Here is a 24855-nt window from a genome sequence, read left to right as displayed (position 1 = left end):
AGTTCCGGCCGATTCGTCCTCGTAGGCACCTGCGGCCCGGGGCGACGGGCGATGCTAGGCGCCATGGGGGAGTTGATTCTGCGGCGCGAGGCAAATGCGCGCGGCGTCACCGATGCGGAGATCCGACGTCTGGTGCGGAACGGAACGTGGACTCGGCTCGCGTCGGGAGTCTTCGTCCAGTCCGACCAATATGCGGGGGCCGACGATCACGCTCGACATGCTCTTCGGGCACGGGCGTTCATCGCCAATGCAGGACCGACCTCGGCGCTGAGCCACGTATCGGCCGCGGTGCTGCACGGGCTCGACGTCTGGCAGATCCCACTCGACGATGTGCACCTCACCCGCAACGCGCCGAGTGGAGCGCGGAGGACACCCGGCCGCGCCATGCACGCGGCGCTCTTCCGTGAGGCGGACGTCGTGGACCGGAGGGGAGCGCGGGTGCTGTCGGTCGCACGGACGATCACGGATGTGGCCGCAACGGTGCCGGTGGAGCAGGCCGTCGTACTTGCCGACAGTGCGCTGCGAGCGGGGCTGGTTGCCTCCGACGAGCTGACCCGTGCCGTGGAACGGATGGGGAGTCATCCCCGCATCGCGCATGCGCGTCGTGCCGTGCAGCTGTCGAGCGGGTGCAGCGACAGCGCCGGCGAGTCGCGGAGCAGGGTTCTGTTCGTCCGTGAGCAGATCCCGATGCCGCTCACGCAGGTGGACGTCTTCTGCGCCGACGGCAGGTGGCTCGCTCGCGTCGACTTCCTGTGGCCGGAGCACGGTGTGATCGGCGAGTTCGACGGTCGGATCAAGTACCGCCGCGACGGGGTCGCGACCACCGCCGCCGAGGACGTGGTCTACCGCGAGAAGCTGCGGGAGGACGCACTGCGTCACGCGGGGTGGACGGTGGTGCGGTGGACGTGGCAGGACCTCGGGACCCGCGGCGCCGTCGCAACGAAGGTGCGGGAGGCGTTCGCACGGGCGGCGCGGGGAAGCGGGCCGACGGGGAGGTACGCAACAAAGAAGTAAGGCTCGCAACGCCAGCAGTCACTGCCAGCGTTGCGAGCCTCAACCTCGCGTTGCGTACCTACTTGCGGCCAGGTGCCTTCGCGCCGGGCTTGAAGCCGAGCGCGCCCGGCTTCGCCTTCGGTGCCTCGACCTCCGGCTTCGCCGGGGTCGCGGGCGCCTCGGGCTCAGCCGGAGCCTCGGCGACCGGCTCGGGTTCCGGCGTCGGCTCCGCCTTCGCCGGAGCGGCAGGCGCAGCCTTCTTCGCGCCCGGACCTTTCAGACCGCTCTTGAGCTGCAGTCCGCCCGGCTTCGCCTTCGGGATCACCGACTCCTTCGGCTGCTCCGCAGCAGGCGCCTCGGCCGTAGACGACTCCGCCGCGGGAGCCTCGGCAACAGGTGCCTCCTCGGCAGGTGCAGCCGGAGCTGCGGACGCCGCCGGAGCCGCCTTCTTGGCGCCCGGTCCCTTCAGGCCGCTCTTGAGCTGCAGTCCGCCCGGCTTCGCCTTCGGCACCGCGGGTGCTTCGGCAGCGGGAGCTTCCGACGACTCGGCAGGAGCGGCGGGAGCAGCAGGTGCGGCCGGCTTCGCAGCGCCCGGGGCCTTCGCGCCCGGTGCCTTGAGACCGCCCTTCATCTGCAGCCCGCCCGGCTTCGCCTTCGGTGCTGCCGGTGCCTCGGTCTCAGGAGCAGAAGAAGCCTCGGACGACGCGGCCGGTGCGGCCGGCGCCGCAGCCTTCTTCGCGCCCGGACCCTTCAGACCGCCCTTCATCTGCAGGCCGCCCGGCTTCGCCTTCGGCGCTGCCGGCGCCTCGGCAGCTTCGGCAGCAGGAGCCTTCGCGCCCCCGGGAGCCTTCGGTCCGCCCGGAGCCTTCAGCCCGCCCTTCATCTGCAGGCCGCCGGACTTCGGGACACCGGTGGTCTTCGGAGCAGCCGGCGCTGCCGCTGCCGCCTCGACCTCCTCGACGCGCTCCTTCTCGACCTCTTCCGCGGTCTCCTCGACCTCGACCGGAGTCTTCGGCTGTTGGACGACCTTGAGGTTGTCGCTGAGCTTCGCAGCCTCGACGCGAGAGATCGACTCGAGCATGAGCTGCGCAACGTCGATGACCTCGACGCCCTCGCCCTTGCCCTCTTCCTGACGCGCCGTCACACCGTCGGTGAGCATGACGCGGCAGAACGGGCAGCCCGTCGCGATCTTGGCGGGATTCGTGGTGAGCGCTTCGTCGACACGGTCGATGTTGATGCGCTTACCGATCTTCTCCTCCATCCACATGCGGGCACCACCGGCACCACAGCACATGGACCGCTCGCCGTGACGCGGCATCTCGACGAGCTTCGCGCCCGACGCCGCCATCAGCTCACGCGGAGCGTTGTAGACCTTGTTGTGCCGTCCGAGGAAGCACGGGTCGTGGTAGGTCACGTCCTGGCCGACGGCCTTGACCTGGACCAGCTTCTTCGCCCGCACCAGACGGTTGAGCAGCTGCGTGTGGTGGACGACCTCGTAGCTGCCACCCACCTGCGGGTACTCGTTGTTCAGCGCGTTGAAGCAGTGCGCACACGTCACGACGATCTTGCGCTTGCTCTGCTCGAGGCCCTCGAACACACCGTTGAGGACCTCGATGTTCTGCTGCGCCAACTGCTGGAACAGGAACTCGTTGCCCGCGCGGCGAGCGGAGTCGCCGGTGCAAGTCTCCTCGGCGCCGAGGACCATGAACTTCACGCCAGCGGTCGCGAGGAGCTCGGCGACGGCCTTCGTGGTCTTCTTGGCGCGGTCCTCGTAGGCACCGGCACAGCCGACCCAGAAGAGGTACTCGTAGCCGTCGAAGCTGTCGGCATCCTGGCCGAAGACCGGGATGTCGAACTCCATCTCGTTGATCCAGTTGAGACGGTCCTTGGCGTTCTGCCCCCAGGGGTTGCCCTTGTTCTCGAGGTTCTTGAACAGACCCGCGAGCTCGGACGGGAAGTCCGACTCGATGAGCACCTGGTAGCGACGCATGTCGATGATGTGGTCGACGTGCTCGATGTCCACCGGGCACTGCTCGACGCACGCACCACAGTTGGTGCACGACCACAGGGTCTCGGTGTCGATGACGGGAGCGAGCTCGCCTGCTTCCAGCAGTCCCTCGGTCTCGCCGACGAGCTTGCGACCCGACTCCTCGCGAGCCGACGCCGGGATCTTCGCCAGCTTGGCCTCGTCCGGGTTGCCCTCGGCGTCGACCAAGCCGACCTCGTCGCCACCGAGATCGGTGCGACCACCGGCGAGCAGGTAGGGAGCCTTGGCGTAACCGTGGTCGCGCAGCGACGTGATGAGCAGCTTCGGCGACAGCGGCTTACCGGTATTCCAGGCGGGGCACTGCGACTGGCAACGACCGCACTCGGTGCAGGTCGTGAAGTCCAGCCAGCCCTTCCACGTGAAGTCCTCGATGCGGCCGGCACCGAAGGTGTCCTTGTCCGGATCGGCGTCTTCCATGTCGACGGGCTTGCCGCCGGACATCATCTGACGTGCGGCACCGAGGGCGGGACCGCCGTCGTCCTCACGCTTGAAGTAGATGTTGAAGAAGGCCGAGAAGCGGTGCCATGCGACACCCCACGTGATGTTGCGGCCGACGATGTAGAGCCACACCATGCCCGACATGAGCTTGATGAACGCGAAGACCGACACGAGTTCAGGGCTCTCCGGAAGGATCCGGGCGACCTGCATGGTGAAGAAGTCGGTCGACAGGTGACCGCCGCCGTAGGTGGCGATCTTGCCGGCCTTCACCAGGATCATTCCCAGGCCCTCGAGCAGCACGACCGCTTCGACGAAGTAGGCGGCCTTGAAGTTCGAGCCGCTGAAGCGCGACATCCGTCCGGGCTGACGTGGATGATTGCGCTGGCGGATGTAGATCAGCGTCAGGATGCCGATCACTGTGCCGAGGCCGAGGATCTCGTCGATGAAGTGATAGACGGCGGTGTTGCCGATGATGGGCCAGTGGAAGCTCGGGTCGAACGTCTGGCCGTAGGCCTCGAACCAGACGATCGCGCCGAGCATGAAGCCGACCATCACCAGCCAGTGCGCCCAGCCGACGGTGCGGAACTTGACCATCTTCGTGTGCGCGAGGAATTCGACGACCATCTGCTTGAAGCGCGGGAAGAACGGCCGCCAGCGGTCCGGGGCCGGCTGGCCGATACGGATCGTGTTGACCATCTTCAGCGCGCCGCTGATGAACGCGAACCAACACACGAGGCTCAGCAGCACGCCGATCGTGCCCAACGTAATCGTCAGGGCATTCATACGTGGCCTTTCGTGTCGGGGGCGGCGTCGTGCCGCCTGGTATGAGTCACCGCATCGTAACGCAAGCTAAGTTACCCACCGGTAACTTGGTCTGAACTGGAGTTACCCGCCAGTAGCAAAATCTGCGTCGAATCGGAGACCGTGTGCCCGGACACGCTAGAGGTCAAACGCGATACCGCCGTCGCGCAGGATGTCCTAACTCGCCCGAAACGAGGCGTGTGTCACACGGAGGTCACGACACGCTCTACCGGCCACGATGCGGTGTCCATTCGAACAAGGGGGTATAACGCTCCGGATGTGATGTCGGTTATGATTTGCCCGGTACGTGGGGTTCGCACGTGGGATGTACACGTCGGGGGACGTAGAACTTCAGGTCGATACAGCAGAATGGGGGCGTCTTAACAGGCGTGCGCCATGTCACAGAACGGAAAAAGATGAAGCTGAAGAAGCTTGCCGCTGTGGCGACGATGACGATCGCCGCCATGGGCATCACCGCCGGAACTTCGTACGCCGCTCCGGCCGCAGCCGACGAAGACGCGATCAACTACGAGGTCCGGCCCGAGGGTGAGTCCGTCGTGACCGTCATCGACGCAGGTTCCTTCCAGGTCTCCGGAGACGGAAAGAGCGTCGAACTGCAGGACGACGAGGGCGACACCGTCCTCAGCCTGCCGCTCGCCATCCAGCTCGGCGATCTGCAGCTGCCCTTCGAGCGTGAGGTGAGCGAGGACGGCAAGACTCTCACGCTGACCCCCGTCACCGACCTGTCCAAGGCGACCCCGGTCGCACCTGAGGACAAGGTCGGACCGTCGCTCACCCCGGTGGCGCTGAAGCTCACCGATGTCGCATCGCCCGAAGAGAACCTGAAGTCGCAGCAGAACTTCGTGTCGCAGTTGGGCATGGCCACCGCTATCGGCACTGTCGCGGGCGCGATCATCGGTTGCATCGTCGGAGCGATTCCCGGAACGATCGTGCCGGGCGCAGGGACCATCCTCGGCTGTGGTGCCGGTGCGGGCGTCGGTGGCACCATCGGCGCGTTCACGGCTGGCGGCCCGACGGCTGTCATCGCGGGTATCGCGGTGGTCCAGGATCTGCTGGCTGCTCCGGGAACCACGCAGTGGGCCGAAGATAAGTAAGCAGTAGTACGAAACGGCCCCGTCGCCCTGCAGGGTGACGGGGCCGTTTCGTATGCAGATCAACCGGCCAGGAAAAGCCTGATCAGATTCCACAGCACCTGCTGATCCGTGAGCAGCACCGCAATGCTGCCTACGATCGATGATCCCAGCACTTCAATCTCCCTCTGTCCCTGCGGTCCACTCGTCCGGTCCGACCGATCGGGCGAGCCTATCCGATTCGATCTTGGCGCCCGAACGACGCTTCGAGAAGAGCGCAATCTGCGGAGATGAGACGAAACGAGGCCCGGCCTCCGCGGTGCGGAAGCCGGGCCTCGTCGTCGTGTGGACTCGCGCTACCAGGTGCGGACCTTCAGGCCCGGGTTCTCGGCCAGGACCGTCTTGATCGGCGTGGCGAACAGTTCAGGGCTCTCACCGAGCAGGCCGCTGACGAACCCGGCGATCTCGCACATGCCGTACTGGCCGACGTTCGAGGCGCTGGAGATGCCGAGGGCGAGAGTGCCGGTGACGAGGGTGCCACCGCTGTCGCCCTGCAGGGCGCACAGGTTGGTGGAGAAGCCGTTCTCGAGCACGCGGTGGCCGATCTCGACGTTCTGATTGGCGGCCGTCACGACGCCGCAGCTGTAGCCGGTGCGCAGGCCCGACTTGCAGACCGGAGCGCCGACGACGGGATCCGCGACGCCCGTGATGGTCAGCGGAGCGGCGAACGGAACGCGCACGCCGTTGTTCTCGAAACGGGCTGCGGCCTCGGCGGAGGGACGGATCAGCGCGTAGTCGCTGCGGTCGAGCACCGTCTTCTCGAACGAGCCGAGGTGCTGACCCAGGTTGTCGCCGACGAGCTGGTGGACCTGGGACGCCCATCGCGTACCGGCCTGGGCGCGGTTGGGGTCGCAGTGACCGGCGGTGATGTTCACAGGACGTCCGCTGCCGTCCTCGGCGTTGAAGCCGAGCGAGCAGCGGAGCCCTTCGCCGGCACCGAGCGCGGCGTAGGCGTCGCCGCCGAAGAGCGCGTCGGGCGCGCCGAGACCACCGGCGATGGGCTGCAGGTCGGTTGCGCCCTCCGGGGTCAGTTCGGCGGGAGCGAACAGCACGCGCACGCCGTCGAGGAAGTCGGGGAGCTCGACGCCGGACACGTTGTCGGTGCGCACGACGACATCGTTGTTGACCACGTCGACGGCGATGCCGCGGATGACATCGGCGACGGCGGGCGGCTGGGTCTCGAGCCAGTCGCCCAGCGCGCCGAGCTGATCTTCGAGGGCGTCCTCGCTGCGCTCGGTCTCGGCGACGGTGAATCCGGCATCCTCGGCGGCCTTGCGGGCCTCCTCGAAGCCGTCACCTTCGGTGAGGCCGACGGTGGCGGTGCCCTGGTCGTCCAGCCACACACCGGCGAAGACGGCTTCGAACTGCTCCCGTGCCTTCTCGGCGAACGCGGCGAGATCCTGGCTGCGCTGCGCATCGGCGAGGAAGCGCTCGGCATCGATGTTCAGGTCGCGCTGCAACGCCTCGACGAGCTCGGCCGGCAGAGACGATGTCTGCGCCGGTTCGGTCTCGGGTTCGGCCTGCGCGATGGCAACGGCGGGACCGAGGAGCAGCAGTGCGGTCGAACCGATGACGGCCGTCCGACGTGCGAAGGTGCGTCGCATGGATACCTTTCTCGTTCCCTCGCGCATGCACGCGCGAAGGCGCCGTTCCCCCGCGGATCGGCGTCCGTCCGATCCTAAGGGGTGATCGCGGAAGTACGTAGCTACTTCTCGGTTACGTATGAGACTCGTGTGACTGTTGTGACGAACGGCCCGGGTGTTCCGGGCATTATGACGGGTTCGCCGCAGTACGGACTCGGGCGCCGGTGGCGTTCTCGATCTCTTGGATCGGGATGCCGAGGCTGGAGGTGCCACCGTTGGGCGCGAGTACCAGATTCGCCTCGACGCAGTTCGGTGCGCCGGCGCTGTTCGATCCGCTGATCACGCCGAGGGCGAGGGTGCCGGTGACGATGGCACCACCGCTGTCACCCGCGAGGGTGCAGGCGGAGGTCGCGAAGCCGCGGATGGTGCTCGAGAAGCCCGAGTCGTAGGTCAGCTGGGTCTCGATGCGATCGGCGACGACGAGCCCGCACGTGAACGACGACGACTGTCCCGACTTGCAGACGGGCGCGCCGACGACCGGAACGGCCGTGCCGGTGACCGTGAGGGTCGAGCCGTTGCCGCCGCGAACCGACGGGCGGTCCAGGCCCGCCTCGACGCCGGCCTTGTCGAGCGAGACGATGCCGTAGTCGAGGGTGCTGTCGGTACCGACCGTGGACTCGGTGAACTTGCCGATCCGGACGCTCTCGTCGATGTTCGCGCGGTTGGGCAGGTAGACCGTCGAACCACCGTCGGAACGAGCGACCGCGTCGCAGTGACCGGCGGTGAGGTTGACGGCGTCGCCGTCGGCGTCGACACCGTTGAAGCCGAACGAGCAGATGCCGATGCGCTCGATGGGCGTGGCGCGGACGTCGCCGTCGGCGGTGATGTAGGTGTCGCCACCCATCGGGGCCGGATCGTTCGGCGGCATGCCCGGCGACAACTGGACCTGCACGTTCGCCACCAGCGACGGCAGGTTCAGTGCGCGCCCGATCGGCGAGTTCACGATGTCGAGGACGATCTGGTTGTTGAGCACATCGATCGACGCGGAGTTGATCTGCGACGACACCTCGCGCGGGAGCCCCGCCACCCAGCGGTTCAGTTCGGCGAGGGCCTGCTCGAGTCCGTCGGCCGAGACCGGCGCGACCGTCGCCCGGTAGCCGTCCTGGGCTGCCTTCTCTGCGGCCTCGGGGTTCGTGACGGCGATGACGGGCTTGCCGTCCTCGCCGAGCCAGGCGCCGGCGAACTCGGAGGGACGCTCGGAGCGGAAGTCGCGGGCGTAGTCACCGAGTTCCTGCGCCCGCGCGGCGCGATCGAGGTATTCCTCGGGCGTCAGACCCAGGTCGCGCTGGATCGCTTCGACGAGCTCGGCGGGAAGTTCAGTGGACGGCAACTGTTCGGCGGGCGCGGCGTTCGCTGTGGCGCTCAGAGGCACAGCCAGCAGAACCGCGGAGGCCGCTGCGACTGCGACGCGGCGGGTGGTGGAACGGACTGCGGCGCGCGACGCCGACGAGAGACGCATGGAGGCCTTTCATGTGTGCTCGATGTGCTCTTGAACAGGTGCTTCGTGGAATCGGCGAGCCGACCCGCGGGACAGCCTACGGGACGGCCCGGCGACCGCCGATAGTGCCGTAGGTCACCACTCGGATAGCCGCGCTGTCTAGCTGCCGGTCTCAGTCTCTGTCGTTTCCGGAATGTCCGTCGAGGGCGGTTCCTCAGAAGGGTCGGGATCGGTCGGGGCGGTCGTCGGCTGGGTCGTCGTGGTGGTGGTGGTACTGCCACCGCTCCCGCCACTGCCACCACTGCCGCGTCCGCCACCCGAGGAATCATCGGGCTGGTTCCGCCGCGACCAGCCGGTGCTCGAGGTGGTTGAGGACGTGCTCGAGGTGGTCGAGCCGGGCGCCGACGAAGAGGACTGTTCGCTCGTGCCGGTGGTGGGATCGACCCAGGTCTGCTGCACGACCGGCGGGGCCACCGGGACCGTCTGCTCGGCGGTGGCCGGCTCGGTCGACTCCTCGGTGGTGGTCTCCTCGGTGCTGCGGGGAGCCGGCGGCTTGCTCGGCTTCGAGGTCGTCGTGGTTGCGGGAGCGGTCGGGGTGTCGGCGACCTGCGTGCCCGCGGTGGCCGTCGGGGAGTCCCGCAGCCCGAACACCAACGCGCCGACGCCTACCAGCAACGCGATCGCCGCAGCCGCCGCGATGGCCGTGACCTTCGACGAGCGACCCGAGGGCTTCTCGTCGGCGGCATCTCCGGCTGCGACGGCGGCGACCGTCGCCTTCGGCGTGTTCGCCGCGGCGGCAGCGGGCGTGGCGCCCGGAGGGGGAGTCGCGGTGATCTTCGAGATCACCGCGGTGATCTCGGGGTCGAGTTCGCTGCGTCGCGGTTCGGTGAGCTTGGCGGTGGGCAGGATCTGCGTCGAACCGAGGAGGTCGACCGAGCCGGCGGCCGCGGCGAGAGCGGCGCCCCGCACCATCGTCTGGTGCGGGGCGGGCGCCAGGGCACACCGCACACCGAGACCGGTCTTCACCGACTGTGCGACGAGCTGCGCGGCGCTCGGATCGACTGCTTCGTCGATCGTGACGACGATGGCGTCGAGGTTGCTCACGAGCCAGCCGAACGCGCCGAGCGCCGACGAGAGCTGCGCGGCGACCGACGGGGCGTCGTCCTCGGGGAATCGGAAGGCCTTACCCGCCGCGACTCCCGAGCGCACGAGCGTGACGGTCGAGCCCTGCGGGTCGATGTGATAGACCGCGAGGAGCCGTCCGGTCTGGTGCGCGACCTGCGATTCGAACCATGCCGCGGCAGCCTCGGCGTCGGAGACGAGCGAGACGTGACGCAACCCGACGTAGTCGAGCGCGTTGCGCAGTACCGCGACCGTCGAGCTCGGCCAGTCGGTGGGATGCGTCGCCACTGCCGTGTACGGGGTGTCGCCGATGAGGGAGGCAGCGTCGGCGAGGAGGCATTCCATGGCCGTGGCGACGAGGTCTTCGGCGCGGGAGAGCGAACCGTCGTTGGCGCGGACACCTCCGGAGTGGCCGAGGCGGTCGACGAAGCCGGTGAAGGAACTGGTGTGCCCGTCGACGACGTCGTGGTCGCCCAGTGTCGCGGTGCCGTCGGAGTGCAGGTGGACGGCGGTGAATCGCTCGATCGGTGCGGGGTCCGGCCGTCCCGGCGTCGGTGAGGTGACCGCAACCGACGACACGGTGGTCCCCACCCTCAGGCCTACGCCTACGGACATGCCGGCTTGCCTCCATTCCGGTCGGAGTGTGTGTGACGGGGTACATCTGCGCCGTGCCCCATGGCCCGGAGCAGTGACAGGAGCTCCGAGCGGGAACCGGCACCGAGTCGGCGCCGGATACGGGCGACATGATGTTCCACGGTCTTCGCGGAAATGTACAGGTGGTTTCCTACCTCTCGGTAGGTGAGGCCCGAAACCACCAGGTCGGCCACCTGCGCCTCGCGCTCGGACAGTGCACCCGGCTTCTCCCGTGCACCGAGGGGTGATTCGTCCGGATCGCCCGGGGGAGTGTCGGGGGCGATGTCGACCGGTGCGCGACCGGCCGGGCCGTCCTGCCGAATCGTCCGCGCGACCTGCAGTAATCCGGTGGCGACGGTGGTGTCGTCCGTCCGCAGCGCCGCTTCTCCCGCAAGCTTCGCGCCGTCCCACGGAAGACCCACGGACGCGAGGGACTCGGCCGCCTCGCGGATGCGCGTCGCGTCGACCTCACCGCGCAGTACCGAGAGCCATGCGTGCCCGGCCCGCGCGAGCACCGCGGCGTAGGCGGTGGTCTCCGCAGCCAGGGCCAGCGCGCGGGCGTGCGGGACGAGGTCGGCCGGCCGGTCCGCGGCGATCGCGACCTGCACCCCGTACCAGTGCAGCGCCGCGCCCCACAGCGGTGGCTCACCGAGGGTGGTGAGCAGTACGCGGGCAGCGGCGACGAGGTGCGCGACCCGCGCGGACTCCCCGAGGCGGACGGCGGCCAGCCACAGTTCGCCCAGGGGCAGCAGCCCGAACAGGTCGACGGAGTACTCCGCCACCACCGACTGCGCGGCCTGCCACCGCACCGTCAACGCTCCGAGGTCGGCATTGCGTCGCGCCAACCCGACCTGCAAGGCGTGGAAGAAGAGGAGGTCGCGCTGCCCGGTCACCTCGGGAGCGACGGCTTCGGCGGTCGCCGCCGCCGCTGCGAGATCACCGCCGAGCATCTCGGTCCACGCCACCAGGATGCGATTGCGGACGGTGGGGGTCTCCGGACGGTCGAGGATCGCGCGTGCGTGCCCGAGTTCGCCCGAGTGCAGGCACAGCAGTGCGGCGACGGCGTCGACCGTGTCGGGCCAGGCGCGCAGCGGCCCGTCGGAGCCGAGGCTCGTCAATGCGCGGGCGAGGCGGTTCATCGCGATCCGGCCGTCGCCGCCGACGGATTCGCGCAGGCCCTCCTCGAACAGTCGTGCGGCGGAGGCCGCAGAGGTCGGCGCACCCGAGGTGGCGGCACCGCGGAGACGTTCTGCGGCCGAGGGTCGTCCGGCGGCGAGCAGCACGGTGGCGGCGAGGGGAGCGTCCGTACCGACCCGTTCGGGACCGAGCCATTCGAACAGGTCGGCACTGCGGTCGAGCATGCCGCGATGCGCGGCGATGCTCGCGGAGATCCGGGTGGCGGCGCGCACGTCGTCGACGTCCGCCGTGTCGGCGCGGTCGAGCAGCCGGTCGGTGATCTGTTCGGATCGCTCGAGATCCCCTGCCGCGAAGGCGACTTCGGCTCGTCGCACCGCTAGGGCCGCGGGATCGGCTCCCGCGGGTACGGCGGCGTCGAGAAGCTCGGCGGCTTCGCGAGGTGGCGCGTCGGCTGCGAAGGCGACGAGCCGATCGGCGAGGTGCGGGTCGGTGAGACCGATCGTCGCGAGACCGCGGGCGAGCTGCGGCGTCAGCGTTCCGGCGTCGATGCGGGTCGCGAGGAGACGGCGCGCGACGGCGAACAGGTTGTGCCTCCCCAGGACCGCAGCAGGCACACCGTTCGCCCCGGTGGTGAGGCTCGCGGCATCCTGGCCGAGCAGGCCGCTCGCACGAGCGGTATCGACGAGGTCGAGGGCACGCTCGACGGGGATGTCGAGTACGGCGGCGAGTTCGCCGGGATCGAGCGCGGCACCGAGATCGACGAGCGCTAGGACTGCGGTGAGCTCGAGATCCGCGAGGAGCTGCCGGCGGATCGCCTCCTCGACGGCCCGCTGGACATCGCTCTCCGTCCGCACGGCCTCGAGGGCGGTGTCGACGAGATGCGGTACGCCGCCCGTGAGGCGGTGTAGAGCTCGCACCTGGGGCGGTGCGAGCCGGAGCTCGAACGACGCCGCGCGACCGGCGATTTCACGAGGCGTCCACGAACCCAGTTCCACCACCGTCCCGCTTCCCGCGAACGCTGCGGTCAGCGAACGCATCTCGGGACGGTGTGGTCGGGCTTCGGTGGCCACGGCGATCCCCGTCGGCGCGTCCCGGATGTGGTCGACGAGCTCCTGCAGTTCCGCGGCGGTCATGCGGTGTGCGTCGTCGACGATACGGGCATCGGCGAGATCGGTTCGGAGCGAAGCGAGCACGGCGGACTTCCCGGTTCCGGTGCCGCCGACGAGCAGCAGTCGCGGGGGAGCGGCCGCGGTCAGGGCACGCGTGACCTCCCGGGGGACCGGGCGTCGCGGAGGAGCGGGAGCGGACGTCATCGGGATCGGTCAGCGTCCGGTTCCGAGCAGTCCGCCCACAGCCTGCCCGGTGCCTCCGAGCAGGCCGCCGACGCCGTTGCCCAGACCTTCGACGACCGCACCCGCACCCTGGCCGGCGCCCGAGAGGGCTTCGCCGACACGGCTTCCGCCCGTGCTCGGCGCGGTGGGTGCGGTGGGTTGCGGCGCAGGCTGAGGGGCGGGTGCCGGTGCCGGAGCGGGGGCGGGTGCTGGGGCAGGTTGCGGTGCCGGCTGGGGTGCCTGCGTGGTCTCCCCGGCTGTCACCGGTGCGGGAGCGGTCGGGTCCGGTGCAGGTACAGCGCCGGTGGGTGCGGCGCCGGAAGCGGGCGTCGCGGCGACCGGGACAGCGGTCACGGTGCCGTCCGGTCCCTGCACCCCGATCGGGACGGTGGTTCCCGCCTCGGACGGCTGCGCGCCGGTCGTGCCGGGGACGGTCGTCCCGGGCGCGGTCTCGGTGGTCGTCGGGTTCCCGGCCACGACCTCGCTCGACGGACGTACCTCCGAACCGGGCGTCTCGGCCTCCGACGACAGGGTGCCGATCGCCAGTCCGCCCCCGGCGAGGACGACGACGGCAGCGACAGCGGCACCCACCAGCGCGAACGAGCGGCCGCGTGCGGGTGTGCCGGTCGCGGTGTCGACGACCGCCGGCCGATGCGCTGCAGCGACAGGCTGCGCCTCCGCGGCGGGCACCACCGGCAGTGCGACGGTCTCGGGTTCGTCGTCGACGACAGGTGCAGGAGGCGCCATCGGCACCGCGGCAGTCGGGGCACCGTCCGCGGCTGCTGCAAGCGCGGCCCCATGCGCTGCGGTGAAGGCCGGTCGCGCCGACGAGACGATCGGCAGACCCAGCTCCGACGAGATCAGTTCGGCGACGAGCGGGGTGGACGAGCCACCACCGATCAGCAGTACGCGTCCGATGTCCGCACGATCGAGCCCGGCCCCGCGGATCGCGTCCTGCACCACGGCGAGCGACGCCCCGAGCGGTTCCCGGGCGAGTTCCTCGAACTCGCTGCGCACCAGACGCAGGTCGCGGTGCAGGCCGGGCAGCGCGACCGGCACCACCGTCTCGGTGTCGCTGGACAGTGCCTCCTTCGCCGCGCGGCACCGACCGCGGAAGTCGGCGAGTGCCGCGACGGTCGCGGAATCGAACGGATCGAGGCCGGTCGAGTCCCCGCCGAGCGTTTCCAGCAGATAGGTCGTGACGAGATGGTCGAAATGGTCGCCGGAGACGTCGTCGCTGCTCAACGGGCGGCCCAGCAGCATGGGATGGGCGCCGCCCTGCACGACGGTGACGTCGAGGCTGCGCGCACCGAGGTCGTAGACCACCGTCACGTCGTCTCCCAGCGGCCCGTGTGTGGCGTCGAGCCAGCGCACCGCCGCGATCGGTTCGGGGATCGTCCGTGCAGTGACGCCCGCCCGGACGAGCGCGGCGCACAGGGCCTCGACGGTGTGAGCCGACCACGCGGCGGGATGTGCCAGCATCGTCGGCACATCGGAGGTGCCGGTGCGGTACTGCAGGCAGGCCACGGTCGACGCGACGAGATCCTCACCCAGGTAGGTGGAGCCGTCCTCGGCGAGGATGCCGACCGGATCGCCCACCCGGGCCGCATAGCCGGAGAACACCTGCGCACCGGGGGTCGGGGCGCCAAGGACGAAGGCCCCGCCCTCGGGGAGGTGGAGTTCGGTGGGGATCGACAGAACGCTGGGATCGCCGGATCGGGGCTGGTCGAGGACGGTGAGGGCCGCCGAGTTGGCCGCCCCGATCGTGACGCCGAGTCCTGAATACATGCACGCTCCCGTGTTCTGGGCGGACATCGGTCCGCGATCTCGCTCCACCGTTCGGTCTCGATGAGCCTGTCGTTCCCGCCGCGCGGCCCGTTAGCGCCCACGCCGCCACCGGCCCGATCGTAGGGACTGTCCCCTAACGACCCCCATGCCCCCGAACCCCGATCCCCTAACGGGCGACGGCGGGCAGGGGGCAGCACCCCCTGTGCCCGCGACCGGCCGTTTCGTAGCGTCGTCCGTAGATCCCGACGACTCAGGAGACACGCGATGGCCACCAACGCCGTACTCGACTTCATCCTCAGCCTGTTCCGTGACGAGAAGGAACTCGCCCGGTACTGCAACAACCCCGAGGCCGTCCTCGCCGAAGCCGGATTGGACAGCGTGTGCCACGCCGACATCGTCGCCGTCGCCCCGCTCGTTGCGGACAGTGGTCTGTTCGCCGGAACCGCCGCCGAACTGACCGCAGCGCTGAACGGTGCGGCGAACGTCGGGGCGTCGATCGCAGGCACCGCCGCAGCCGGTCTGGGCGGAGCAGCGGGCCTCGGTGGCGCCGCCGGCCTGGGCCTCGGTGTCGGAGCAGGCCTCGGTGGGGGCCTGGGTCTCGGTGGTGGACTTAACCTCGGCGGCGGACTGGACCTCGGCGGGACCGTCGGCGCGCAGACCGGGATCGTCGTCGACCTCGGTGCGCAGCTCGGAGCGGCGCTCGAAGCCGGTGGCGAACTCGGCGCTTCCCTGGGTGCAGCGCTCGGTGGTGCTCTCGACGCAGGCCTCGAACTCGGCGAATCCTTCGACGTCGGAGGTGCCGTGGCCGGAGCGCTCGAAGGTGGGCTCGGCCTGGGCGTCGGTGCCGCTGCAGACCTGGCCGCGGCGATCGACGCGGCCGTCGAGGCCTCGGGCGGCCTCGGCGCAGATCTCGCCACGACCCTCGAAGGAGCCTTGGGCATCGGCGGCACCCTCGGCGCCGACATCGGGCTTGCCCTCGGTGGCCTGCTGGAATCGGCCGTCGACGTCGGCGGCACCTTCTCGACCGAACTCACCGCGGCCCTCGAGGGCGGCGCCGAACTCGGTGCCGCACTCGGCACGACCCTCGGTGGCGTTCTCGGCGTGGGCACGGAACTGACCGGCGCGCTCGGCACGAGCCTGGGCGGCGTCCTCGGTGGTGTGGCCGATCTCGGCGCCGGACTGGGAACCGACCTTTCCGACGGTCTCGACGCCGGTGTGGGCGCGACGCTCGGCCTCGGTGCGTCCCTCTCGGCCCTGCTCGGAGCGGGCGGTGGAGCTGCGGCCGATCTCGGCGCCGCGCTGGGGACCGTCATCGAGAACAGCGCGCAGGGCGGTCTGCTCGGCGGTGTCGACCTCGACGCGGTCCTCTCGGGTGGTGGTGAGATCGACGCTGAGGCCGGGGCGGGCGTCGAACTCGGCACGCTGGTCGGCGGGGTGCTCGGAGGTGCGCTCGGCCTCGAGACCACCGCGGCCACCGAACTGTCGTCGGCGCTGAACGTCGCCATCGGCTCGACCACCGGTATCGGCGCGACCGTCGATTCGACCGTGCAGGCGGGGACGAACCTCGGATCGGATCTGTCGTCCGTCCTCGGCTCGACCTTCGCGACCGGCGGCTCGGCCGGCGCCGAGCTCGGCCTGCAACTCGGCAGTGCACTCGAGACGGCCGCAGGGTCGGCGTCCCTCGATGCGGGGGCCGATCTCGGCACGCAGCTCGCGTCGACGATCGGCGGCAGCCTCGATGCCGGTGCCGAAGCCACCGGTCAGCTCGGCTACGCCCTCGACGGCGCACTGGACGCGGCGGCGGAACTCGGGGCCGGAGTGAACGTGGGAGCGGACCTCGGCGCGGCGATCGGCTCGGGGATCGGCGCGGCCGGTGGACTGGGAACGTCCGTCGATCTGGGTGCAGCCACCGATGTCGAGAACGGGTTGGATCTCGGTGGTGCAGCAGACCTGGGCGCGGCTGCCGACCTCGGTGTCTCCGGCGGTCTGGAGAGCGCAGCCGACCTCGGTGCCGAGCTGTCCACGCAGGTGGGGACGGCCCTGTCGGGCGGGGTCGATACGGCCCTGTCGGGCGGGGTCGATACGGCCCTGTCGGGCGGTGCGGACAGCTGGGCATCGGTCGGCGAGGACGTCTTCGGCTCTGCCTCGGGAGCTGCGGGCTTGTTCGGCGAGGGTGGTCTCACCGCGACCTCCGGTCTCGGCGGCGACTCCTCTCTCGGCGCCACCGACTCCACCGAGCTCGACGAACTGCTGCCCTGACCCGCAGCGGTGCGGGCTCCGGGACATAATGTCCGGAGCCCGCACCGACGGAAGGCGAGTCGACGCAGCCCATGCAGCATTCACCGGATACGCAGCATCCATCCGATCCTTCGAGACGCCGAGCGCTCCTCGACCTGATCGACTCCGCGATCGCGCGATCTCGCAGCGCCAGGCGCAACGATCTCACCGACCGGTTGACGGCCGCCCGTACGAAGGTCTCCGACCCGCGACTGCGGGTGGTCGTCGTCGGGGGTCTGAACCAGGGCAAGAGCCGGTTCGTGAACGCTCTGCTCGGCCTCGAGGTGTGTTCCGTCGGCGACGACGAGACCACCGCGGTCCCCACGCTCGTGCAACACGGGCAGGAGCCGTCCGCCGAACTCGTCCCGACCGGTTCGGCGCCGCGCATCGCCGTGCCCTTCGACGACCTGCAGCAGGTCGCGCCGCGCAGCGCCGGCCGGGACGTCGACCGGCTCGAGGTGAGTGTGCCGAGTCCGCTGCTCGCCGACGGACTCGTGTTCGTCGACACCCCGGGTGTGGGAGGCCACGGAAATCCGCACACAGCAGCCACATTGACGCTCCTGGCCACCGCGGATGCGGTCTTCGTCGTCTCGGATGCGAGTCAGGAGTTCACTGCACCGGAGATGTCGTTCCTGCGACAGGTGCAGACGTTGTGCCCGGCGTCGGCGGTGCTCGTCACCAAGACGGACGTGTATCCGCACTGGCGCGCGATCGTCGACGCCGACCGCGAACACCTGCAGCGAGCGGGGATCGACCTGCCGCTGCTGCCCGTCTCGTCCCTGCTGCGCGAGTACGCCCTGCGCACCGAAGACGCCTCGCTGCAGCAGGAATCCGGCTTCGACGCGATCTACGACTTCCTGCGCGAACAGGTGGTCGCGCGCAACGCCGACTCGGCGCGACTGTCGGTGGCGCACGACGTGAAGACCGTCGTCGACCATCTCGCGCTCGGATGCGAGAGCGAACTCGCCACCCTGCGCGACCCCGACTCCGGGAACGACGCGATCGAGGACCTGCACCGGGCACGCGCCGCGACCGAGGCATTGCGGACGCGGGCAGCGCGGTGGCAGATCACGTTGTCGGACGGCATCGCCGATCTCGCGGCCGACATCGACCACGACCTGCGCGACCGGCTGCGCACGGTGACCCGCGACGCCGAAGCGTCCGTGGACGACTGTGATCCGGGCAAGGAATGGCCGCGGCTGGGGCAGTGGCTCGCCGAACAGGTCGCCGAATCCGTCGGTGACAACTTCGTGTGGGCGCACGAACGCGCCGAGGCGCTCGCAGGCAAGGTCGCCGAGCACTTCGCACTCGACGACGACTCCTTGCCGTCGTTGCATCTCGGCGACCTGTCGAGACTGCTCGAGCCCGTCGAGAACCTGTCCGATCTCGAATCGGGCCGGATCGGTATCGGTCAGAAGGTACTCGTCGGCATGAAGGGTTCTTACGGTGGCGTGCTGATGTTCGGTCTCGTCACCACCCTGATGGGGATGGCGCTCGTGAACCCGATCTCGGTGGGAGCCGGAGTCGTCCTGGGTACCAAGGCGTATCGCGACGACAAGCAGGTGCGGCTCGCCAAGCGCCGCGTCGACGCGAAGAGCGCGATCCGCGCCTTCACCGACGACGTGAGCTTCCAGGTCGGCAAGGAATCGAAGGACCGGCTCCGGCTCATCCAGCGTCAGTTGCGCGATCACTTCACCGAGATCGCAGAACAGACACTACGTTCGCTCGACGAGTCGCTCGAAGCGGCCCGCCAGGCCGCGACCGTGCAGGAACAGGAACGCCGCCGTCGGATCGGTGAACTCGACACGCAGGTCGCGGAACTGGGCCGATTGCGCGAGCGCGCCGCGGAACTCGCGGGAGTGTCGGCGTGACCCCGACTCTCTCGCGCGCCCGCGACCTGCTCGACCGGGCACGCGCGTCGTACGGCGGGAACCCGGCCGTCGCGGACCGGCTCGACCACTGCGCCGCGCGACTCGATCAGCCGTTGCGGATCGCGCTCGCCGGATCGCTCAAGGCCGGCAAGTCGACCCTACTCAATGCGCTTGTAGGACAGGACATCGCGCCCACCGACGCGACGGAGTGCACGCGCGTCGTCACCTGGTACCGCAACGGACCCGTGCCGACGGTGAACGCCTGGTACGACGGGAACCGCCGCATGCCGGTGCCCGTGCAGCGTCCCGACGGCCGTTTGACCTTCGACCTCGGCGAACTCACCGCCGACCGCGTCGACTTCATCGACGTCGAATGGCCGGCCAGCGCGCTGGCGCAGACCACCATCATCGACACCCCGGGCACGTCGTCGTTGTCGCAGGACGTGTCGGCGCGGACCCTGGCGCTGCTCACCCCGGAGGAATCGGCCTCCGGTGCCGACGCCGTCGTCTACCTGATGCGTTCGCTCGGAGCCGCCGACGTCGAGTTCCTCGAACGGATCGGCCGGCACGTCGGCGGGGGATCGGGACCGCTCGGCATCGTCGGGGTGGTGTCGCGCGCCGACGAGGTCGGTGCGGGTCGTGCCGACGCGATGATGTCGGCGAAGCAGGTCGCGGCGAGGTTCACCGACGAACTCGAACGCACCGGACTGTGCCAGGCGGTCGTGCCGGTCGCCGGGTTGCTCGCCCTCGCCGCACGGACCCTGCGGCAGAACGAGTTCGCGGCCTTCGAGGCGCTCGCACAGGTGCCGGTGGAACAACTGCAGGTCGCGATGCTGTCGGCCGACCGTTTCGCGCGGCCCGACGTCGACCTGCCCGTCGACCCCGGGATGCGGGCACGTCTCGTCGACCGGTTCGGTCTGTTCGGCATCCGCACCGCAGTGCTGCTCGTGCAGCTCGGCGCGCGCGATTCACCGTCCCTCGCCGCCGAACTCGTCGCGCGCAGCGGGCTCGACGAGCTGCGTCAGGTCATCGACGTGCAGTTCGGTCAGCGTGCCGATCAGCTCAAGACCCATTCGGCGCTGCTGGCGCTCGAGCGGGTGTTGCACGCGTGCGGCGACCACGAGCTGCTGGGAGCCGTGCGACGCGAACTGGCCGACGACCACGGCTTCGCCGAACTCCGCCTGCTGGGCAGACTGCGGTCGTCGTCGGTGTCACTGCCCGACGAGGAGGTCCAGGCGCTGCAGCGCGTGGTCGGTGGATCCGGGATCGGCGCCACCCGGCGCCTTGGTCTCGCCGACGACGCGTCACCTGCCGAGATCCGCGCTGCGGCCGTCGATGCGGTGCGGCACTGGCGATCCCGCGCCGAACATCCGCTGCTCGATCCGTTCACTGCGAAAGCCGCAGCGGTGGCGGCGCGCAGTGCGGAAGGGCTGGTCGCGGGAGCCGGCCGACAGATGTGAGCTGTAGCCGAACGATTCGGCTTGCACCTCACGTAACGTGAGGTCATAGCGTCGATCGTGCCGGCGCACGGAGTGCCGGTGGAAGTGGGTGGACGATGCCGGCGACTGGTTCCGGGCAGCAGACACGTTCCGGACAGCACTGGAAGGTGGGGCGTCTCGCAGCGGAGACAGGCCTGACCGTGCGGACCCTGCATCACTACGACGACATAGGCCTCGTGCGGCCGTCGGGTCGGACGGCGTCGGGCCATCGGCTGTACGAGGAGTCGGACGTCGAGAGGCTGTACCAGGTGCTGGCGCTGCGTCAGCTCGGGCTGTCACTGGACGCGATCGCCACGGTCACCGACGGCGACACCTCGCTGTCGGAGATCCTCGACGCGCACCGTGCCTACCTGGACGATCAGCTCGCGGCGACCCGCACGCTGCGTGCGCAGGTCGAGATGCTCTCCCGCACGGTCCGAACGTCGCCGGATGCATCGGTCGCCGACTTCCTTCACGTGATCCGAGGAGTGATCGAAGTGGACGACATCTTCGAAAGGTATTTCGACAAGGGACAGATCGCAGACCTCGCGGAACGACGCGCGATGCTGGGCGACGACGTCATCACGGCGGCAGAGACGTCGTGGCAGGAACTCATCCCGCGTGTCGACGCTGCGCTGAGTTCGGGGATGGATCCGGCCTGTTCGGAGGCCCAGGAGATGGCACGGCAATGGATGGATCTGCTCGAGCAGTTCCACGGCGGCGACGAGGGCCTACGCGACAGCCTCTACCGCATGCACGAGGACAACGCGCAGCAGATCGAGCAGGAGTTCTGCGGGCCGAGTCGCGAACACATCGAGTTCATCACGAAGGCGAACGAGGCGCGATCTACGTAAGCACAGGGACGGATGCTCGATGTCGTCATCGAGCATCCGTCCCCGAATCGTGCAATCAACGTCGACGGGCTCTGCCGGCGGCGCGAACCAGGCGGGCGTGGACGGCCTCGAAGCGGAACAGATCCGCCCACGTCCATCGCACGACCTCGAAGCCCAGAGCCCGGATCGCATCCTCCCGCAGCTTCTCGCGATGGACGGTCTCGGCCGTCGCGCCGGGCTCGTCCGAGCCGTACTTGCTCCTTCCGTCGAATTCCCCGACCACGCCTTCGTCCTCCCAGAGGAAGTCGGGACGAGCGACGAATGCTCCGGAAGGGGTCCGCAGCTCGTGCTGCAGCTTCGGCGCCGGTAACCCCGCCGACCGGATCCGTAGTCGGCTGAGCGACTCGCCGGGACTTTCGCTGCGACCGTCGAGGAAAGCAACGGTCCGCCGGGCAGCGGCGATCCCGTGCCGCATGCCGGACGATGCCAGCGCATCGAGGAGCAGGGGCGCGATATGGGGATGCGCCCGCAGCGCCGCGTCGCCGGCGATGACTGCCGAGTCCACCGACAGTGTTCGTGCCAGGTCGACAACCGTCCGCGCGACGGTCGTGGTGCGCAGACCCGCGACGACGCAGACCTCGTCGGGTTGATAGGTGCACCTGTGTACATGGAGGGTCGGGGTGCGGCGTCCGCTCGACGGCCGTTCGCGGCTGATGTGCACCGGGGAGAGGTCGACGTCCCAGAGAGGAAGGCCGTGCAGCACCGCAGCGGAGACATGGCTGACGACGGCGTCCGGGGTGATCCGTCCCCGTCGCGCCAGTACGCGCGCATGGTGCAGGGTGAGCGGGTCGAGGTCCGCGCCACCGTCGACGTACACACCGCGCGTGACGTTCCGCAGTCGTCCCACACGGACAGCCTGACGGATCTCGTCCGAGGTCGTCCCGCCGGCCAGCAGGTCGGAGCGCAGAAGGAAGTTCGGTTCGTCCATGCAGCGAGGGTCGTGTACGGCGACGACGGACCCGGAGCATCGAAGCCCTCGACCCGACCACCTGTGGATCGACGGGGTCCCTGTGGACAACCCGTCCTCGCGCACCGGTGCGGACAGTGGCGCGTTGTCGACATCGGGTATCGGTCCCCGAATCGAGCAGATGCGACCGATCGAAGTGATGTGCGCCACCCTCGGAACAAAAGTCCACGACCTGCCGTTGGACGAGTCAGACAACTTGAGCGCATAAGACTCAACTTCACTTGACGGCGTGGACCGCTCGGGTGCAGGCTTGAGTCGACCGCGCTCACCTGAGCCGAACGGGCTCAGGTCGGGCATGGAACGTTTTCGCGGCGCGCACGCGTCGCGGCAGGAACATTGGAGGAAAATTATGGCTCGTGCGGTCGGCATCGACCTCGGAACCACCAACTCGGTCGTTTCCGTTCTGGAAGGCGGCGAGCCCGTTGTGGTCGCCAACGCCGAGGGGTCCCGCACCACCCCGTCCGTCGTAGCATTCGCGAAGAACGGTGAGGTTCTGGTGGGTCAGCCCGCCAAGAACCAGGCGGTCACCAACGTCGACCGCACCATCCGTTCGGTCAAGCGCCACATCGGCACGGACTGGACCGTGGCCATCGACGACAAGAAGTACACGCCGCAGGAGATCAGCGCCCGCACGCTGATGAAGCTCAAGCGCGACGCGGAGGCCTACCTCGGTGAGGACATCACCGACGCGGTCATCACCGTCCCGGCGTACTTCAACGACGCCCAGCGTCAGGCCACGAAGGAAGCCGGCACCATCGCCGGTCTCAACGTCCTGCGCATCGTCAACGAGCCCACCGCGGCTGCCCTCGCGTACGGTCTCGACAAGGGCGAGAAGGAGCAGACCATCCTGGTCTTCGACCTCGGTGGCGGCACCTTCGACGTCTCCCTCCTCGAGATCGGCGACGGCGTCGTCGAGGTCCGCGCGACCTCCGGCGACAACCACCTCGGTGGCGACGACTGGGACGAGCGCATCGTCAACTGGCTCGTCGACAAGTTCAAGGCACAGCACGGCGTCGACCTGACCAAGGACAAGATGGCCATGCAGCGTCTGCGTGAGGCTGCCGAGAAGGCCAAGATCGAGCTGTCGTCCTCGCAGTCGACCTCGATCAACCTGCCGTACATCACCGTCGACGCGGACAAGAACCCGCTGTTCCTCGACGAGCAGCTCACCCGCTCGGAGTTCCAGAAGATCACCGGCGACCTCCTCGAGCGCACCCGCGCTCCCTTCCAGCAGGTCGTCAAGGACGCCGGCATTTCCGTCGGCGACATCGACCACGTCGTGCTGGTCGGCGGCTCGACCCGTATGCCCGCCGTCACCGACCTGGTGCGCGAGCTCACCGGTGGCCGCGAGCCCAACAAGGGCGTGAACCCCGACGAGGTCGTCGCCGTGGGTGCAGCCCTGCAGGCCGGCGTCCTCAAGGGCGAGGTCAAGGACGTGCTGCTGCTCGACGTCACCCCGCTGTCGCTGGGTATCGAGACCAAGGGCGGCGTGATGACCAAGCTCATCGAGCGCAACACCACGATCCCCACCAAGCGGTCGGAGACCTTCACCACCGCCGACGACAACCAGCCGTCGGTGCAGATCCAGGTCTTCCAGGGCGAGCGTGAGATCGCGGCGCACAACAAGCTGCTCGGCTCGTTCGAGCTCGGCGGCATCGCGCCGGCTCCGCGTGGCGTCCCGCAGATCGAGGTGACCTTCGACATCGACGCCAACGGCATCGTCCACGTCACCGCCCGCGACAAGGGCACCGGCAAGGAGAACACGATCAAGATCCAGGAAGGCTCCGGCCTGTCCCAGGAGGAGATCGACCGGATGGTCAAGGACGCCGAGGCGCACGCCGAGGAGGACCGCAAGCGTCGCGAGGAGGCCGAGGTCCGCAACCAGGCCGAGTCGCTCGTGCACCAGACCGAGAAGTTCATCAAGGAGAACGAGGACAAGGTCCCGGCCGACGTCAAGGAGAAGGTCGAGGCTGCGATCAAGGAAGCCAACGACGCCCTCGCCGGCTCCGACATCAACGCGGTCAAGGCCGCCGTCGAGAAGCTCGCGACCGAGTCGCAGGCCCTCGGCCAGGCCATCTACGAGGCGCAGGGCGCCGAGGGTGCCGCTGCCGGTGACGGCGCGGCCGCAGGTGCCGACGACGTCGTCGACGCCGAGGTCGTCGACGAGCCGAACGATTCGGAGAAGAAGTGAGTGCCGACAAGCCCGAGCAGGAACCGGTGACCGTCACCGACAAGCGACGGATCGACCCTGAGACCTTCGAGGTGCGCGACCCCGCCGAGGAGCCGCGTGCCGAGGAGGGCGAGGTGATCGAGTCGGTTCCTGCGGAGGGCGACGCCGAGAAGGCCGAGCGGACCGAAGGACAGTCGCAGGAGGCGAAGGAACTCGCCGAGCGCACCGCCGACCTGCAGCGCGTGAGCGCGGAGTACGCGAACTACCGTCGCCGCGCCGAGGCGCAGCGCACGGCGATCGCGGAGGAGGCCAAGGCCTCCGTCGCGGCGAAGTTCCTCGACGTCCTCGACGACCTCGACCGGGCACGCGCCCACGGCGACTTGGAGACGGGTCCGCTGAAGGCACTGTCCGGCAAGCTGACCGGTGTGTTCGACAGTGTCGGACTCGTCGCGTTCGGTGAGGAGGGCGACGCCTTCGATCCCGAGTTGCACGAGGCCGTCCAGATGGAAGGCGACGGTCACCACCCGGTGCTCGGGACGGTGCTCCGCAAGGGTTACCGCTTCGGCGACCGCATCCTGCGGCACGCGATGGTGACGGTCACCGACGGCGATCCGGCGGACACGCCGGGTGACGCGCGGTCGGCGGAGCCGGGCACAGAGTAAGAACAAGAGAACGCG

Annotated in this window: 15 protein-coding genes; 8 read left to right on the top strand and 7 right to left on the bottom strand. The window is 69.3% G+C overall.

Annotated elements, in window-relative coordinates; translation table 11 throughout:
* Window positions 1–63 precede the first annotated feature (63 nt).
* Window positions 64–1014 (top strand): hypothetical protein, encoded by a 951-nt coding sequence (locus QR64_RS13940; RefSeq protein ID WP_006553041.1) that lies wholly within the window; start codon window positions 64–66, stop codon window positions 1012–1014.
* Between the two features lie 58 nt (window positions 1015–1072).
* Here QR64_RS13940 and QR64_RS13935 read toward each other — a convergent pair whose 3' ends face one another.
* On the bottom strand, window positions 1073–4261 hold the full coding sequence (locus tag QR64_RS13935; RefSeq protein ID WP_039585598.1) for a (Fe-S)-binding protein: 3189 nt from the start codon (window positions 4259–4261) through the stop codon (window positions 1073–1075).
* A 434-nt stretch (window positions 4262–4695) separates the two neighbouring features.
* Between QR64_RS13935 and QR64_RS13930 the strand changes: the two genes are divergently transcribed.
* Window positions 4696–5394: a hypothetical protein gene (locus tag QR64_RS13930; RefSeq protein ID WP_039585596.1), complete on the top strand. Its 699-nt coding sequence runs from the start codon at window positions 4696–4698 to the stop codon at window positions 5392–5394.
* Between the two features lie 332 nt (window positions 5395–5726).
* Here QR64_RS13930 and QR64_RS13925 read toward each other — a convergent pair whose 3' ends face one another.
* The 5 genes from QR64_RS13925 to QR64_RS28570 all read right to left on the bottom strand — a co-directional run bounded on the left by QR64_RS13925 (window position 5727) and on the right by QR64_RS28570 (window position 14522).
* Window positions 5727–7034: a S1 family peptidase gene (locus tag QR64_RS13925; RefSeq protein WP_006553038.1), complete on the bottom strand. Its 1308-nt coding sequence runs from the start codon at window positions 7032–7034 to the stop codon at window positions 5727–5729.
* Window positions 7035–7200: 166 nt separating this feature from the next.
* A complete protein-coding gene (locus QR64_RS13920; protein WP_019291013.1) occupies window positions 7201–8532 on the bottom strand; it encodes a S1 family peptidase in 1332 nt (443 codons plus the stop codon).
* A 138-nt stretch (window positions 8533–8670) separates the two neighbouring features.
* Window positions 8671–10248 (bottom strand): hypothetical protein, encoded by a 1578-nt coding sequence (locus QR64_RS13915; protein ID WP_039585595.1) that lies wholly within the window; start codon window positions 10246–10248, stop codon window positions 8671–8673.
* Window positions 10239–12716: a LuxR C-terminal-related transcriptional regulator gene (locus tag QR64_RS13910; RefSeq protein WP_039585594.1), complete on the bottom strand. Its 2478-nt coding sequence runs from the start codon at window positions 12714–12716 to the stop codon at window positions 10239–10241. The genes QR64_RS13915 and QR64_RS13910 overlap by 10 nt, the downstream gene beginning before the upstream one ends.
* Before the next feature lie 9 nt (window positions 12717–12725).
* Window positions 12726–14522 carry an Hsp70 family protein gene (locus tag QR64_RS28570; RefSeq protein WP_039585701.1) on the bottom strand — a complete coding sequence of 599 codons (1797 nt, stop codon included), beginning with the start codon at window positions 14520–14522 and terminating at the stop codon, window positions 12726–12728.
* A 264-nt stretch (window positions 14523–14786) separates the two neighbouring features.
* On the opposite strand from QR64_RS28570, the gene QR64_RS13900 reads away from it, so the two are divergent.
* From QR64_RS13900 to QR64_RS13885, 4 genes are all read left to right on the top strand, one after another.
* Window positions 14787–16781: an IniB N-terminal domain-containing protein gene (locus tag QR64_RS13900; RefSeq protein ID WP_039585591.1), complete on the top strand. Its 1995-nt coding sequence runs from the start codon at window positions 14787–14789 to the stop codon at window positions 16779–16781.
* 71 nt (window positions 16782–16852) lie between these two features.
* Window positions 16853–18670 (top strand): dynamin family protein, encoded by a 1818-nt coding sequence (locus QR64_RS13895; protein ID WP_039585588.1) that lies wholly within the window; start codon window positions 16853–16855, stop codon window positions 18668–18670.
* Window positions 18667–20130 (top strand): dynamin family protein, encoded by a 1464-nt coding sequence (locus QR64_RS13890; protein ID WP_019291019.1) that lies wholly within the window; start codon window positions 18667–18669, stop codon window positions 20128–20130. Before QR64_RS13895 ends, QR64_RS13890 begins: the two co-directional genes overlap by 4 nt.
* A gap of 95 nt (window positions 20131–20225) precedes the next feature.
* Window positions 20226–21002, top strand: a complete 777-nt coding sequence (locus tag QR64_RS13885; protein WP_006553030.1) for a MerR family transcriptional regulator — start codon at window positions 20226–20228, stop codon at window positions 21000–21002.
* Between the two features lie 55 nt (window positions 21003–21057).
* Here the strand turns inward: QR64_RS13885 and QR64_RS13880 are convergent, their stop codons facing one another.
* A complete protein-coding gene (locus QR64_RS13880; RefSeq protein WP_039585586.1) occupies window positions 21058–21969 on the bottom strand; it encodes a hypothetical protein in 912 nt (303 codons plus the stop codon).
* A 388-nt stretch (window positions 21970–22357) separates the two neighbouring features.
* On the opposite strand from QR64_RS13880, the gene dnaK reads away from it, so the two are divergent.
* Window positions 22358–24199 carry a molecular chaperone DnaK gene (gene dnaK, locus QR64_RS13875; RefSeq protein ID WP_024101921.1) on the top strand — a complete coding sequence of 614 codons (1842 nt, stop codon included), beginning with the start codon at window positions 22358–22360 and terminating at the stop codon, window positions 24197–24199.
* Window positions 24196–24840 carry a nucleotide exchange factor GrpE gene (gene grpE / locus QR64_RS13870; protein WP_024101920.1) on the top strand — a complete coding sequence of 215 codons (645 nt, stop codon included), beginning with the start codon at window positions 24196–24198 and terminating at the stop codon, window positions 24838–24840. The genes dnaK and grpE overlap by 4 nt, the downstream gene beginning before the upstream one ends.
* Window positions 24841–24855: the final 15 nt, after the last annotated feature.

Source organism: Rhodococcus sp. Chr-9 (assembly GCF_000801125.1).
Lineage (GTDB): Bacteria > Actinomycetota > Actinomycetes > Mycobacteriales > Mycobacteriaceae > Rhodococcus > Rhodococcus pyridinivorans.
The sequence above is the reverse complement of the archived record's forward strand: the minus strand, read 5'-3'. Positions and strand labels throughout refer to the sequence as shown.

What these genes read in the sequence shown, in the direction of transcription:
- QR64_RS13885 (WP_006553030.1), top strand. Translation starts at nt 20,226, where the DNA reads ATGCCGGCGACTGGTTCCGGGCAGCAGACACGTTCCGGACAGCACTGG.
- QR64_RS28570 (WP_039585701.1), bottom strand. Translation starts at nt 14,522, where the DNA reads ATGTATTCAGGACTCGGCGTCACGATCGGGGCGGCCAACTCGGCGGCC.
- QR64_RS13940 (WP_006553041.1), top strand. Translation starts at nt 64, where the DNA reads ATGGGGGAGTTGATTCTGCGGCGCGAGGCAAATGCGCGCGGCGTCACC.
- QR64_RS13935 (WP_039585598.1), bottom strand. Translation starts at nt 4,261, where the DNA reads ATGAATGCCCTGACGATTACGTTGGGCACGATCGGCGTGCTGCTGAGC.
- QR64_RS13930 (WP_039585596.1), top strand. Translation starts at nt 4,696, where the DNA reads ATGAAGCTGAAGAAGCTTGCCGCTGTGGCGACGATGACGATCGCCGCC.
- QR64_RS13880 (WP_039585586.1), bottom strand. Translation starts at nt 21,969, where the DNA reads ATGGACGAACCGAACTTCCTTCTGCGCTCCGACCTGCTGGCCGGCGGG.
- QR64_RS13920 (WP_019291013.1), bottom strand. Translation starts at nt 8,532, where the DNA reads ATGCGTCTCTCGTCGGCGTCGCGCGCCGCAGTCCGTTCCACCACCCGC.
- QR64_RS13895 (WP_039585588.1), top strand. Translation starts at nt 16,853, where the DNA reads ATGCAGCATTCACCGGATACGCAGCATCCATCCGATCCTTCGAGACGC.
- dnaK (WP_024101921.1), top strand. Translation starts at nt 22,358, where the DNA reads ATGGCTCGTGCGGTCGGCATCGACCTCGGAACCACCAACTCGGTCGTT.
- QR64_RS13915 (WP_039585595.1), bottom strand. Translation starts at nt 10,248, where the DNA reads ATGTCCGTAGGCGTAGGCCTGAGGGTGGGGACCACCGTGTCGTCGGTT.
- QR64_RS13925 (WP_006553038.1), bottom strand. Translation starts at nt 7,034, where the DNA reads ATGCGACGCACCTTCGCACGTCGGACGGCCGTCATCGGTTCGACCGCA.
- QR64_RS13910 (WP_039585594.1), bottom strand. Translation starts at nt 12,716, where the DNA reads ATGACGTCCGCTCCCGCTCCTCCGCGACGCCCGGTCCCCCGGGAGGTC.
- QR64_RS13900 (WP_039585591.1), top strand. Translation starts at nt 14,787, where the DNA reads ATGGCCACCAACGCCGTACTCGACTTCATCCTCAGCCTGTTCCGTGAC.